This window comes from Nostoc sp. CHAB 5836, assembly GCF_020829445.1.
GTDB lineage: Bacteria > Cyanobacteriota > Cyanobacteriia > Cyanobacteriales > Nostocaceae > Nostoc.
On sequence record NZ_JAIVFV010000171.1, the window covers coordinates 1 to 14,469 of the forward strand.

Sequence of the window (14,469 nt, forward strand, 5' to 3'; positions counted from 1 at the left end):
ACTGTTGGGCCGCATCTTCTACAGCTTGATCTACAGTCTTTTCACCTAACATTGCTGCTTGCAAGTTTTCGTAAACTGCCTTTTGTAGTTTGTTAAAATCCTTCAAAGTCGGGGTTAATATTTCTGCGCAAAGTCTGTCGCTATTTGCGCCAATAAATTCTCTAAATTTATCGGTAAATTATAAAACCAAGCGATTTTAACTATGGCATTAGCCGCCCGGCGCAAGGCAAAGGGATCAGAGGAACCGGAAGGAATTAAACCTAAACCAAAGATACTCACCAAGGTATCTAATCTATCTGCCAAACCGACAATTTGACCCGTGAGTGTTTCGGGTAAATTGTCACCTGCTCCCGTTGGTAAATAATGCTGACAAATTGCTTTTGCTACTTCGGCATCTTCACCACTGGCTAAGGCATATTTTTCTCCCATAATCCCTTGCAATTCTGGGAATTCATACACCATTTGGGTCACCAAATCTGCTTTACATAATAAAGCAGCCCGTTGGATTTTTTGGCTTTGATTTTCCGATAATTTTAATTGAGTACTAATTTGCTCGGCAATTTTAACTACTCTATCTATCTTGGCACGCACCGAACCTAATTCTTCTTGGAACGTGACTTTTTCTAACTTGGGTAAAAAGCTTTCTAAAGGCTTGGTTAAATCAGCTTCGTAAAAAAATCTGCCATCAGCTAATCTAGCACGAATTACCCTTTCATTCCCGACAGCAACAATATCTGATTTATGGGGATCGCCGTTAGAAATGGTGATAAAATTAGGTAATAATTCTTGCTCAAAACTATCTGGTTTAAATACAGGAAAATAACGTTGATGAGTAACCATAACTTCCGTAATTACCTCAGATGGTAATTCCAAAAATTCTGGTTCAAATTTGCCGACAACTGTGGAAGGATATTCCACAAGGTTGGTTACTTCCTCTAACAAATCGGGGTAAATTACTGTATACCCGCCTAAATTTTCGGCGACTGCATTTACTTGCTCTTGGATCAGATTTGCCCGTTCTTCTGGGTCAACGGTGACATAGGCAGACTTGAGAGCGGTAACATAATCAGTAGCTTGGGCAATTGTCACAGGTTGAGGATGTAAGACCCGATGACCTTGAGAAATGCGATCGCTCTGAATCGTTTTAGAACCATTCACTAATTCTAGAGGTAGCACTGTCTCATCTAACAAAACTACCAACCAGCGAATTGGTCGCGAAAATCTCGCATCCCCATTTCCCCAACGCATTAACCGCTTACCTTCTAAACCCCAAATCCACTGGGGAACAAGTTCTGTTAAAATTTTTGCCACAGGACAACCGGGAATTTTTTTTTGCACAAAGACAAATTCTCCTTTGTCAGTGGGGCGAACAAACAGCGCATCTAGTTCCACACCTTGCTTTTTGGCAAAACCTGCGGCTGCGGCTGTCGGCTGACCATCCTTAAAGGCGGCTTGGGCTGGGGGCCCTTTAATTTCTTCTTCTCGGTCTGGTTGCTGAGAGGGTAGACCTTTAATTAGTACCGCCAGCCGTCGGGGAGTACCGTACACCTGGACACTTTCGCCTTTGAGGCTGTTTGCTTCCAGGCTTTGGGGGATGCGTTCTTGCCATTGCACTAAAGCATCACTGAGAAAACTTGCAGGTAGTTCTTCTGTACCAACTTCTAATAGAAACCCAGGCATAGGACAGTGTTTTCAACTTTGCGTAGCTCAACTTTATCAGTTATTATCAGGCGATCGCTCGTGAATCTTGAATTTAGATCTAGTTAGCATTTTATGCAAAACTTTACAAAAAAAGTCTTTCTCTTCATTGATTCATTACATTTTCTCCCATAATTTTATGCGGTATTTACGTGTACATATTTCTATCGTAAGCTTAGTTTTGTTTGATGCATTGATATATGCATCATTTCAATCAAGTTTGGAGTTATAACAATGAAAAACGTTTTTGCCAAAATCGCCCTGACGGCAGCAAGCAGTGCTGCTTTGAGTGTTGCGATCGCTGCTGGTGCGAATAACTCAGCTCAAGCTGTGGAGTTAAAGTTTGACTGGCTAGGTGATGCTGGTTATTCAGCAACAGGTTCATTCAGCTATGACGAAACTACAGCACCTACAATTATTTCCGAAGCTGGTAGTGGAGCGACCAACTTTTTACAATCCTTGAATGTCTCCTTCTTAGACCCATCTAAAAACCTTCTGGGAACTTATAACACCGTTGCTGGTGGAGTGTCAGAATCTGAATTCTTTAAATTCAACTTTGATACTTCCACTCAGAAATTGTTTGGCCCCCTGAATGTAGGAGGAGGAACGGGTGTAATTGAAGAATACTTCTTTTCTGGAACAGTTGGCGACTCTTTGCGATTACGCCAGGATCTCGGAACCTCAATAACACTAGATCAAAATTCTGGTTCTATTAACTCAGCCCAAGTTCCTGAACCTGCTTCCATCCTGGGTTTACTAGCATTTGGGATGTTGGGTGTAGGTTCAACTCTGAAGAAAAAGCAAGCCTCTTGCTAGAAAGTAGGGCTTCCTAGTCAGAGGTTGCCAAATTTAGTTTAATGAATCTCTATTCTAGCCCCAATAGTTGAGTGAACTGGCGAGTTGATCATTCAACCTTATCAGTTTGCGATCGCTCGAATACTTACTAAGGGACTTGCAAAAAATAAATTCTCCCAGAATATTTCTAGATTTATAGGGGCGGAAGGTCTTGCGCCCCTATATAGGATGTTTTTTAACTGGAAGTCCAAAACATAAGTATTCGAGTGATGACAATAAAAATACTTCATGTGCAGGGCTATTTCATTCTCCTCTAGCCCGCCTCAGAATGAATTTTGAGTCTAATATAGGACTTACGCAACTGGCATATTATTTTTAGTTTGTAGTAAGGACTTTAGTCCTCAAAATCAGGGCTGAAGCCCTTACTACAAACTAAAAGCTTTTATTTTTTGTGACACTTGCGTAAGTCCTATAATAGCGAAAGTCGTCTTTAGACGACTAAGAAAAGGTTATAGTCCGTTTTAACGGACTTTAGCTATTAGCCCGGAACTTCAGTTCCGGGTGGTTTATGTCTAGAATGAAATAGCCCTGACTTCATGTGCCACTTTCCAAGCTGGAATGTCAGTTTGATGTACGAGATTACGTATAATGCTACAATCCCCTAAGTCTAAAATTAAGTATTAAATTTCCTTTTAAATTAGTGAAAACTTATCATGCAGATGGTAAGAAGATTAAATCAGTTACCAATTAGCAATATTTACTGATAATTGTTAACTGATGACTACTAATTAATCCTAGAAAAGTCCTAAGAGGATGTTTTAAAAGTGGTTGGCTGTGATTTTCGGCACTTTTAGATCCCCCCTCCCCCCCGATAAATTGGGGGAAGAATCAAAGTCCCCCTTAAAAAGGGGGATTTAGGGGGATATAAAACGTTTTATTACCGACAAGGGGACTTTTAAAACATCTTCTAAACAGTCTTGATGGCAATTGTGATTTCAAAAAATCATCATCTGCTCACAAGCTAAATTAAATAATAAAAGTAGCAGCACCTACTGAAATTAGCAATCAATCTGCTGATCTCACGCTGTTTTTACAAAATTCACAAATAGCTCATGCACATTCTGGTTTATTCCTACAACTATCATCCAGAGCCAATTGGAATTGCTCCCTTAATGACTGAATTGGCAGAAGGATTAGTAAAGCGAGGTCATGAAGTCCGGGTGATTACGGGAATGCCCAACTATCCTCAGCGCGAAATTTACGATGAGTATCGGGGTAAGTGGTATCTAACTGAACAAAAAAATGGCGTCACCATTCAACGATGTTACCTCCGAATTAAGTCTGAACCTAACCTCGTAGATCGACTATTGCTGGAGTTGAGCTTTGTTTTCACTAGCTTACCCCAAGCTTTTAAAGGCGGACGACCTGATGTGATTATCTTAACAGTTCCACCTCTACTAGGTACGTTACCAGTAACAATATTCGGTTGGTTATACAACTGCCCAGTAGTTCTGAATGTGCAAGATATTCTACCAGAAGCTGCCGTGCGGATTGGGCTATTGAAAAATAAGTGGATGATCCGAACTCTTGCAGCCCTAGAGAAATTTGCATATCGGACTGCACACACTATTAGTGTCATCGCCGATGGGTTTCGTGAGAATTTAGTGAATAAGGGAGTACCTGTTAATAAAATCGTTTGTATTCCCAATTGGGTGAATGTAAATTTCATTCACCCCTTACCAAAACAGAACAATTCCTGGATATCTAGCCATCAATTGGATGGGAAATTTGTAGTACTTTATTCGGGTAACATTGCTCTAACCCAAGGTTTAGAAACAGTAATAGAAGCAGCAGTTTGCTTGCGTCATATCAAGGATATTGTCTTTGTCATCGTCGGCGAATCAAAAGCATTGCAAAGGTTGCACGAATATTGTCTATTAAATGGAGCAGATAATGTTTTGCTGCTACCGTTGCAGCCGCGAGAAAAACTACCCGAAATGCTAGCAGCATCTGATGTCGGGCTGATTGTGCAAAAGCGCAATGTGATTTCATTCAATATGCCTTCAAAAATACCACTGCTGTTAGCGAGTGGTCGCCCAATTGTGGGTTCAGTTCCCGCCACTGGTACTGCCGCCAGAGCAATCGAACTCAGTGGTGGTGGGATAATTGTTGAGCCAGAATCACCCGATGCAATGGCCGCTGCGGTACATGATTTATATGCTAATCCCACTCTAGGCGCAAGACTAGGTAACACAGGAAGACGGTTTGCCGAAGAAAACTACTCCTTAGAGCAAGCACTTGATCGGTATGAATGGCTACTTTATCATACGATTGCTAACCGAAAATCAACTGCGGGGGTCTTGCCGAAATTGGATTCTAAAAAATCAGTTGTGGATGGTTGAAGGGCATGGAGGATTAAGTACGTTGGTGCGAAAAAAACCAAGTATATTACGAAACGTAAATAAGCTTAAAACCCTTACTAATGACAAATAGACATCTCCAGAAATTAAATATACGTTACCCAGAACCCTTGTAGAGACGTAGCACTGCTACGTCAAAACAATTCTTTTTCACCAGATGTCTAATGACAAATGACAAATGACAAATGACAAATGACAAATGACAGCCTTAGCCAGTTAACTTTAATTGCGCCGATTTACTTATATGGGGACATGATATTACTGATTTAGCTAGAGATACAAAACCCTGATTAGGATAAATTAAATCACCCATTCAGGTGAGTTAAAAATCAACCGATCGGATGACCTAGGTGTAGGAAGTTGAGACCGCTCAAAAATAGGACTCTAGAGAACACTGATTGATTGCACGTCGTTCTTGGTGAGGCTAATTCAATGAAACTCGTAACCTTGCTTAATAAACCGGAATTAATTAGCGTAGGCATAGCCCGCCCTTGGCCTTCGGGCAGCGTGTTGCAGACAAGGCTATCCAAGAGTTGGCATCGCTGCATATATTTTTCTTCCCTAAGATCAATATTCAGTACCACTTAAGAGCGATAAACTCATCTTGTAACTTATATCAATATTTTCTACTATGTCGTTACAATGCAAACACTCATAGAAAACTTCGCATCAAAGACGGCATCAACTCGTGCAGGTTTGCTCAAGGCGGCAACTTAAGAAAATTTTATAAATTACACATTTAAAAAATTAATCGGAGTTAACTCAATACGGTTGATTAAAAGTAATGTACAAATTAACCATAACGTGCTGAACAAGATTTATTCGTTTTAGGTGCTAGACATCGTGAGCGATCGCCCAAATACCCAAGTATATTTGTCATAAATATAGAGAAAAAAGGGCTAAAAAACTATCTGAATAATAATGTAGTACTTTTTTAGCGACAAGTAGATTGATTGCCCAAGTCTAAATCCACAAGACGAGAAAACAAAGATGTCCCATTCTGAGTTCCCTGACTCTCACCTTTCCGTTGAAATAGAACAGCCTACCGTTACCGATTATAGTAAAGAGTCGCAACCATTGCCACAGCGATCGCCTAAGCCACCAAAAAAGCGACGTTGGCCTCTAATTTTGGGCATTATCCTGTTAATTGCAGGTGTTGGTTTTGGTTGGCGCTGGTGGCAAACTAGTAACGCTAGCAATGCACCATCGGGTGAGGCACCGCCCGGTCAACCGGCAATTCCCGTTAAGCTAGCAACAGTGGAAACTGAAACCGTGCAGGAAAGTTCGCAGTTTATTGGCTCCTTAGAAGCTGCACGTTCAGTAATCATCAAGCCACAGGTTGAAGGACGAGTTACCGAGATTTTCGTCAAAGAGGGCAACCGTGTTCAACAAGGGCAGGTTATTATTACTCTGCAAAGTGATAGTGTCCAAGCTGAATTATTACAAGCAAAAGGGGCACTGCAACAAGCCCAAGCAAGTCTTGCTGAACTCCAAGCGGGTACGCGACAAGAAGAAATTGCCCAAGCCAGAGCCGAGTTAGCCCAAGCCCAAGCTCGCTTTAAAGATGCCAAATCGGGATCGCAACCAGAAGAAATTGCTCAGGCTGAGGCTCAAATTCAGTCAGCTAAATCTGATGTGGAACTAGCACAGTCACGAGCCAAGCGATACGTACAATTGAGAAAAGAGGGTGCAGTTTCCCAAGATGTCCTAGAAGGATTTGTCAAAGAACAGGAAAGTGCTGAAGCTGACCTTGTCGTAGCCCAAAAACGCCTAGACCAAGTTCGCAAAAGCAGAAACTCTAGTATTAATGAGCTAGCTGGTGCCCTAGAACAACAGAAACAAAAGTTAAGGCAACTAGAAAATGGTTCTCGCCCAGAAGAAATTGCCCAAGCGCGATCGCGAGTAACTCAAGCAGCAGCCCAAGTCCAAGCAGCCCAAGTCCAAGTCCAATACACAAAAGTTCTAGCTCCTTTTACTGGCATTGTTGGTGATATTCCCACAAAGGTTGGAGATTATGTGGAAAAAGCAGATCAACTCACTACACTGACTAGAAATGACGCTTTAGAACTGAATATTTCTGTTCCGCTAGCCGAAGCCAAAAAGTTGCGCTTGGGATTACCAGTACAAATGCTCGATGTCCAAGAAAAACCCATCGCCACTGGGAAGGTCAGTTTTATTTCTCCAAATGTCAGTTCCGATTCGCAGACAGTTTTGGTAAAAGCCAACTTTGGCAATTCGAGAAATCGACTGCTCAATCTTCAGTCAGTGCAAACCAAAGTGATCTGGAACGAACGTCCGGGAATTTTAATTCCAGTTACAGCAGTATCTCGCTTGGGTGGGGAGACTTTTGTGTTTGTCGCTCAAGGGCCGCCCCAAAAGCCTAAACCTGGAGCGCCATCTTTAGTCGCTCAACAAAAGCCCATAAAATTGGGAGTTATTGAGGGGAATAATTATCAAGTTATCGAAGGACTAAAAGCTGGCGACAAAATTGTTGTTTCTGGCATTCTCAACTTAACCAATGGCGCTCCTATTACTCCTGCACCCGAAGAAGTGGGTAAGCAGAAGCCTTAGCCGAAGACCCTGGATAAGGCAATACAGTTCAGTTAAGCATTTCTTCCTTCTCTTTGCGTCCTTCTCCCAGGGGGAGATGCACTCGCGTTTGCGGTTCGTTAAAAAATTGACTTTAACAAAGATAGGACTTACGCAAAATATCTCTCAAACTCTGATTTCTCAGTGCCCTCTGCGCCTCTGCGGTTCGTTATTCCCTAATTCCTGCGTAAGTCCTAAAAGAGTTTTAGCTTTAGCTGAAGACAGTACATAAGAGAGCAGAAAGACAAGGAGTCGAGGAGCAAAGAGGAAATAACCAATGCCCAATACCCAATGCCCAAATTTTTAACCTATGTTTGTTGACTTCTTTATTAAGCGGCCAATCTTTGCGTCGGTATGTGCCATTATTATCCTTTTAATAGGATTAATCAGTATTGCCACACTACCGATCGCTAGGTTCCCAGAAATTAGTCCCACCCAAATCACTGTCACTTCCAACTACAGCGGAGCCAGTGCCGAAGTCGTAGAAAGTGGCGTTACCAATATCTTAGAAAGGCAAATCAACGGGGTTGAAGGACTCAAATATATCACTTCCAGTAGCAGTAACGATGGTACTAGTACCATTACAGCCACCTTTGATTCGTCACGGGATAAAGATATTGCGGCTGTGGATGTGCAAAATCGTGTTTCTGTTGCCCAACCACAACTACCAGATTCTGTACAGCGCACGGGAGTGCGGGTATCTAAAGAAGCTAGCAACATTCTCTTAGCAATTGGTTTATTCGCTGAAAATAAAGAGTACGACAATATATTTTTAAGCAACTATGCCGATCTTTACTTAGCAGATGTTTTAAAAAGAGTCAAAGGCGTGAGCAACGCTCAAATTTTTGGTGAACGGCGCTACGCAATGCGTTTGTGGTTAGATCCGAGTCGCCTTGCCAGTCGAGGACTAACGACTCAGGATGTAGCGACTGCTTTATCTGAGCAAAACTTACAAGTTGGTGCAGGGAGAATTGGACAAGAACCGGCTCCTGAAGGACAAAGATATCAACTTGATGTGCGTGCTGCCAGTCGATTAGCAGAACCATCAGAATTTGAAGAAATTGTCCTGAAAACTGAAGATAATGGTACCTTAGTCAAGCTCAAAGATGTAGGTAAAGCCGAACTGGGGGCAGAAAATTACAATACATTTCTACGATTCCGGGGCAACGATGCTGTAGGTTTAGGGATTTATCAGGTTCCTGGTAGTAATGCTTTAGATGTAGCTAGGGAAGTCAAAGCTGAACTGGCGCGATTGGCACCGAGTTTTCCGCCGGGGCTGAAATATCAAGTAGCCTTTGACACAACAATGTTTGTAGAAGAGTCTATGGCAGAAGTGGTCAAGACTCTAATTGAATCGGTAGTACTGGTTGTAATTGTAATTTTTGTGTTTTTGCAAGACTGGCGAACTACCTTAATTCCAGCGTTGACAATTCCACTTTCCTTAATTGGAACATTTGCCTTCGTCAAAGTTTTTAACTTTTCCATGAACAGTTTGACTTTGTTTGGTCTGACTTTAGGATCTGGGATGGTGGTAGACGATGCGATCGTTATAGTGGAACAAATTAGCCGCTTTATTAAGGATAAAGGTATAAGTCCTCGCCGAGCCGCCAGCGAATCAATGAGGGAACTGCTTGGGGCGGTGATTGCAACTTCACTGGTATTGATGGCGGTGTTTATACCAGTGGCCTTCTTCCCTGGAACTACAGGCGCACTTTATCAGCAATTTGCTCTTACCATTGCCTTTTCCATTGCGATTTCGACTTTTTTGGCTTTGACTCTGACACCTTCTTTGTGTGGGCTGTTGCTGCGTCAAGGACAAAGACCTTCAGGATGGCTGGGTTGGATTTTTGGCAAAATTAATCGGTTTCTCGACTGGGCACAGCATAATTATAAGCGATCGCTGAATTTTCTCACCCGCTTCAAAAGTGTGATCATCGGCCTGTTTATTGTCTCCTTGGGAATGACTGCTTGGCTTTACACCACAGTCCCAACAGCCTTTCTCCCCGATGAAGACGAAGGCTACTTCATCACAATTATCCAAGGGCCGCAAGGAGTTTCGCTGCAATATACCAGCGATGTGATTGCACAGGTAGAAAAAGAAATTTTGCAAATTCCAGAAGTACTAGGGACTTTTGCGATCGGAGGATTTGGTTTTAGTGGTAGCACAGCTAACAGCGGCATCATCTTTACAACTTTAAAATCTTGGGACGAGCGCTCAAAACCCGATCAATCAGTACAGGCGATTATTGGCAGCTTGCAAGGGAAGTTATTGGCAATCCCAGAAGCCAGGGTTTTTCCTGTGAATCCCCCACCAATTCAGGGTTTAGGCAACTTTGGCGGCTTTGTCTTTCAACTACAAGACCGCAGAGGTAACAGTGGCTTGGAAAATCTAGTCCAGTCAATGGGTAAGTTACTAGGTCGCGCTAATCAAACACCAGGATTACAAGCTGTATTTAGTACTTTTGCCGCAGATACACCACAATTGCTTGTAGAAGTAGACCGCAATAAAGCCAAGTCACTACAAGTTTCCATAGATGATGTCTTCAGTACACTACAAACTGCTTTGGGATCGCAATATGTGAATGATTTCAATCTCCAGCAGCGTAATTACCGGGTGTATATCCAGGCAGATCAACAGTTTCGTTCTAACCCCAAGGATATTGGCAAACTATACGTTCGTTCTCAAAAGAATCAAATGATTCCTTTGAGTAACTTAGTTACAGTTACTCCGACAGTGGGAGCGCAAACGATAAATCACTACAATCTGTTCCGCTCAATTGAAATTAATGGTTCCGCCGCTCCTGGCTCTAGTTCTGGAGACGCAATTAAAGCAATGGAGCAAGTTGCTAAAGAAGTTTTACCAGCAGGTTATGGTTATGAATGGTCAGGAACTGCGTTAGAAGAAATAGATTCTGGTGGTTTAGCACCCCTGATCTTTGGATTAGGAATAGTCTTTGTATTTTTGGTACTGGCCGCTCAATACGAGAACTACGTTGACCCCTTTATCATTCTGTTATCAGTTCCCTTAGCTATCTTTGGAGCGCTGATAGCTCAATCAATGCGGGGTTTTGCCAATGATGTTTACTGTCAAATTGGTCTAGTAATGTTGATTGGTTTAGCTAGTAAAAATGCAATTTTGATTGTGGAATTTGCTAACCAATTGCGAGACCAGGGTCTTTCGATTACCAAAGCAGTAATTGAGGCTTCGCAAGAGCGGTTACGTCCAATTTTGATGACTGGTTTTTCTACACTCTTGGGGATTTTCCCGTTAGCTGTTGCCACAGGTGCCGGTGCGGGAAGTCGGCAATCTTTGGGAACAGCAGTATTTGGCGGGATGTTAATCGCTACTTTCTTGAGTTTGTTTGTGGTGCCCATTTTGTATATAGTAATTAAGACGGCAACAGAGCGATTGATCAAACCAAATCGGCATCAAGGACTGCAAACAGAAGCAGTGTCATTAGATGGTAAAGCTGTTGCCTATTCAACAAAAGCTGAGGATTGAATTTTTCAACGTAGACGCATTCGCGCAGCGTCTCGTAGAGAAGGAAGAGAACAAAGAAATGCTTAGAGGATGCTTGAAAAGTAGTTAGCTGTGATTTTAGGCACTTATCGATCCCCCCGATAAATTGGCTACCGTGTATACACAAGTCGGCAGACCTCTCCCCAAACCCCTCTCCGACGCGGAGAGGGGCTTTAATGTGACGAAACGTCAATAGGCTTAAAACCCTTACCAATGAAATTGGACTTTGGACAAATGACAGCCATCACCAGTTATCTTTAATTGCACCGACCTACTTATTGCCTTCTAAAATGTCTTGAATTTGGAATTTGGAATTGTTATTTTTCCTTATACCCACCAGCGTAGTTAATTACGCAGATTGTTCTATATGATTTGTGAGTTCCATAAGCAACACCAGAGACTTTAAAAGCCCCATTAAAAATGTTTTTTCGATGGCCGCGATCGCGCACACCATCATCTATAATTAACTGCATTACAATATCTTGGGCGGTGTTTGGGCCATAACTGATATTTTCGCCTGCGGTTGTTAGCCATGTACCATAGCGGTTAATGCGAGTAAAAGGGTTGCTACCATCGCTACCATTATGACCTGTAGCACCTTTTGGCCCTTGGTCTTTAACGTGGTCTTCTGCTCCTAAAGACATACCCTTAGATGCACTCAACGCTCCCACAGGACGAGCAGATTTCAAAAATGCGATCGCTTCATCAACTGCTTTGACTCCTTCTTGAGTTCGCAAATAGGTATTATCAGAAATTTTGACTCGGTTCCCCTCAAACCGCTTTCTATAGTTTTCCAGAATCGGGAGGTATGCCCTGGGATTTGTTCGCACCTTATTTGTTTCAACAATTACCTGTTGTTCCAAGGCTGAAAGGTAACTGGCCTTTGCCAATAAAGTCGCACTAGTTTGTGGAACTACTGCTGGGTTAGGTTTGGCTAAAGACGGGTTAGATTGAAACAATTGATCTGAGCAGCCCAATATTAAGGCAATTGGCAAAAATACCCAAAATTTAATACGACGCATCCATTACCTCACAATTTTTCTCTGGATTAATTTAGTGAATAGAATAGACATCTGGTAGAAATTAAATATGCGTTACCCATAACCCTTGTAGAGACGTAGCAATGCTACGTCAAAACAATTCTTTTTCGGAGTAGAGACGTAGCAGTGCTACGTCAAAACAATTCTTTTTCACCAGATGTCTAATAAATAAGAATTTTCAACGCACAGATCGGTCTGTAGACCCTTTACCCATGAGAAACTTTGAAAACACCTTATCGTTGGATATCAGAACTTAGGTGAGTTGGCCAAGGAAAGCGCAGATTAACCAATAATATAGATAAAGCTGCGAAGCGGTAGCGAGTCATCGAGGGTCATCGCCCGTTGTAGACATCCCCTTTGTTCCGAAAGTGTGACGAATCTATCACTTAATACCTGTTGTAACCTTGATAACACTAAAACGTAAATAACAACAAAAATCTTTTTATTTTCTGATACCTGCTTGCAAATTTACACTTTCAGAAACCAGCGTTGCCGATACATCAAAACACCAACAGCCCACCAGAATAATACAGTGACAATGGCAAACAATAGGGAGCCATTCAGCGCCCCCGCCCAAGAGGCGAAAAAATTCTGGTAAATCCAATTGTAGGTACTGGGAGCGTCTTTGCTAGTGCCGATAGTGGTTTTCACTAAGATTTTAATTAATAAAACTGATGCAACGAAAAGAGCGATCGCATTTAAGCCCATAATTTCCAGAGGTTTACTCCAGCGACGCATCAACCGGACTTCGATGAGTTCATAACAAGCTACTAGCAACAGTAACGCCCAACCACTGGTAAAGACTACATAGGAACTTGTCCACAGTTTTTTGTTAATCGGAAATGTCCATCCCCACGCCCAACCGATAATTAAGCAACCAACTCCAAATAACGCCAAACCTATACTTGTGCGTGACTGTACTGGTTGAGTGCGTATCCATTGTCCAGTGAAGTAGCCACCGAGGACACTTACTATGGCGGGAATAGTACTGAACAGTCCCTCTGGATCTCCCATAAAGTTGAAAGCATCACCTTTATATAAATGTGCTTTCGGAATAATCAGCCGGTCAATATAAGCGCCAAAGTTACCTTCTGGCGTCAAAACTCCCGCACCATAATCTGGTACTGGTATATACATCATCGTTAACCAATAGCCGATAAGTAACACTGCTGCTAGTATCCATTGACCTTTACGCGGGAGGTTAAGAACAGCTAAGGAAGCCAGGAGATAGCTAAGGCTGATGCGCTGCAATACTCCCATCATACGGATACTACTCAAATCAAAAGTCCAAACACCCTGATTCCAAAAGCCATTTAGCAGCAATCCCAAGGCAAAGAGAACGGCGGCGCGGCGCAATATCCGCCAGTAAACAACTGAGTTTGGTTTATTACCTTCCGTGTACTTTGACAGAGAAAAAGTCATCGCTACACCGACAATGAAGAGAAAGAAGGGAAATACCAAATCAGTTGGTGTGCAACCGTGCCAATTGGCGTGGGCTAAGGGAGGATATACATCATCTGCGACACCCGCCATATTGACGAGAATCATTGCAGCGATCGTAATCCCGCGAAAAACATCCAGTGAAGTCAGGCGCATGGGCGGAATTTTGTGTTAGATGAGTATCTAATATACTAAAAACGGCTGATTGCTGGACTTTTGCCTAGGCAAATAAAATTTTGCTTACTAATCTCTTAGGGATTTTAAAAGTAAAGCTCCAACCCGTTTTTAGTATGGACTTACGCAAAACCCTCCCTCTCCGAGTCGGAGAGGGACAGACTTGAACTCTAGTTCAAGGCAGGGAGAGGTTTGTCGAACTCACGTTAAGTCAATTTTCGTTCAGGAAGAGTGTACAAAAATCAATCATTTTTATTTATTAAATTAAAAACAAAATATAGTTGTTTCTATGCTGGAAGGTCTTTAAACTAGAGCTAGCCGGTCAACAATAAGTTGATTGTAAAGTTTTTGTTAACACTAGTACAGCACAGCGCAAATAAACATACCATTTCAAATGGCAAATAAGTATGAGTTAAAAATATTACGCCTGTGGTAATCTCTAACAAATCAGAATACGCACTTCTAGCCCTGTTAGAGTTGGCAACCTGCTACCCTAACGGTGAAGCCTTGCAAATTCGAGAGATAGCGGCATTGCAAGACATACCGAACCGCTATTTAGAACAACTCCTGGCAACATTAAGACGTGGAGGTTTAATTAAGAGTATACGCGGAGCTAAAGGTGGCTATGTTCTGGCACGAGACCCTGGTAAGATTACAGTATTCGATGCTTTTAGCTGCATGGAAGGGTCGGATATTGCTGTCTCTACTGGTGAGCCGACTCCCAATACAGTAGAAGGCGAGCTAATTCAGGAAGTCTGGCAAGAAGCACGTCAGGCTTCTAACTCAGGTTTAG

8 protein-coding genes are annotated in these 14,469 nt (G+C 42.3%); 5 read left to right on the forward strand and 3 right to left on the reverse strand.

Going from position 1 to position 14,469, the window contains the following annotated elements:
- Window positions 1–114: 114 nt before the first annotated feature.
- Window positions 115–1,680: a glycine--tRNA ligase subunit beta gene (gene glyS / locus LC605_RS25615; RefSeq protein ID WP_229550315.1), complete on the reverse strand. Its 1,566-nt coding sequence runs from the start codon at window positions 1,678–1,680 to the stop codon at window positions 115–117.
- A 252-nt stretch (window positions 1,681–1,932) separates the two neighbouring features.
- Between glyS and LC605_RS25620 the strand changes: the two genes are divergently transcribed.
- The 4 genes from LC605_RS25620 to LC605_RS25635 all read left to right on the forward strand — a co-directional run bounded on the left by LC605_RS25620 (window position 1,933) and on the right by LC605_RS25635 (window position 11,004).
- A complete protein-coding gene (locus LC605_RS25620; RefSeq protein WP_229550316.1) occupies window positions 1,933–2,514 on the forward strand; it encodes a PEP-CTERM sorting domain-containing protein in 582 nt (193 codons plus the stop codon).
- 1,091 nt (window positions 2,515–3,605) lie between these two features.
- Window positions 3,606–4,895, forward strand: a complete 1,290-nt coding sequence (locus LC605_RS25625; RefSeq protein ID WP_229550317.1) for a glycosyltransferase family 4 protein — start codon at window positions 3,606–3,608, stop codon at window positions 4,893–4,895.
- A gap of 1,008 nt (window positions 4,896–5,903) precedes the next feature.
- The gene (locus LC605_RS25630) at window positions 5,904–7,484 is read left to right on the forward strand and encodes an efflux RND transporter periplasmic adaptor subunit (protein WP_229550318.1); all 1,581 of its coding nucleotides are present in this window, start codon (window positions 5,904–5,906) and stop codon (window positions 7,482–7,484) included.
- Between the two features lie 328 nt (window positions 7,485–7,812).
- On the forward strand, window positions 7,813–11,004 hold the full coding sequence (locus tag LC605_RS25635) for an efflux RND transporter permease subunit (protein WP_229550319.1): 3,192 nt from the start codon (window positions 7,813–7,815) through the stop codon (window positions 11,002–11,004).
- Between the two features lie 335 nt (window positions 11,005–11,339).
- Here the strand turns inward: LC605_RS25635 and LC605_RS25640 are convergent, their stop codons facing one another.
- Complete coding sequence (locus LC605_RS25640) at window positions 11,340–12,044, reverse strand: CAP domain-containing protein (RefSeq protein ID WP_229550320.1); 705 nt, start codon at window positions 12,042–12,044, stop codon at window positions 11,340–11,342.
- A gap of 486 nt (window positions 12,045–12,530) precedes the next feature.
- Complete coding sequence (locus LC605_RS25645; RefSeq protein WP_229550321.1) at window positions 12,531–13,658, reverse strand: acyltransferase family protein; 1,128 nt, start codon at window positions 13,656–13,658, stop codon at window positions 12,531–12,533.
- A gap of 447 nt (window positions 13,659–14,105) precedes the next feature.
- Here LC605_RS25645 and LC605_RS25650 point away from each other — a divergent pair.
- Window positions 14,106–14,469: Rrf2 family transcriptional regulator (locus tag LC605_RS25650; protein ID WP_229550322.1), on the forward strand; the 364-nt coding region annotated here is incomplete at its 3' end.

Coding starts and splice junctions, on each gene's coding strand:
- LC605_RS25625 (WP_229550317.1), top strand. CDS start 3,606: ATGCACATTCTGGTTTATTCCTACAACTATCATCCAGAGCCAATTGGA.
- glyS (WP_229550315.1), bottom strand. CDS start 1,680: ATGCCTGGGTTTCTATTAGAAGTTGGTACAGAAGAACTACCTGCAAGT.
- LC605_RS25620 (WP_229550316.1), top strand. CDS start 1,933: ATGAAAAACGTTTTTGCCAAAATCGCCCTGACGGCAGCAAGCAGTGCT.
- LC605_RS25640 (WP_229550320.1), bottom strand. CDS start 12,044: ATGCGTCGTATTAAATTTTGGGTATTTTTGCCAATTGCCTTAATATTG.
- LC605_RS25645 (WP_229550321.1), bottom strand. CDS start 13,658: ATGCGCCTGACTTCACTGGATGTTTTTCGCGGGATTACGATCGCTGCA.
- LC605_RS25630 (WP_229550318.1), top strand. CDS start 5,904: ATGTCCCATTCTGAGTTCCCTGACTCTCACCTTTCCGTTGAAATAGAA.
- LC605_RS25635 (WP_229550319.1), top strand. CDS start 7,813: ATGTTTGTTGACTTCTTTATTAAGCGGCCAATCTTTGCGTCGGTATGT.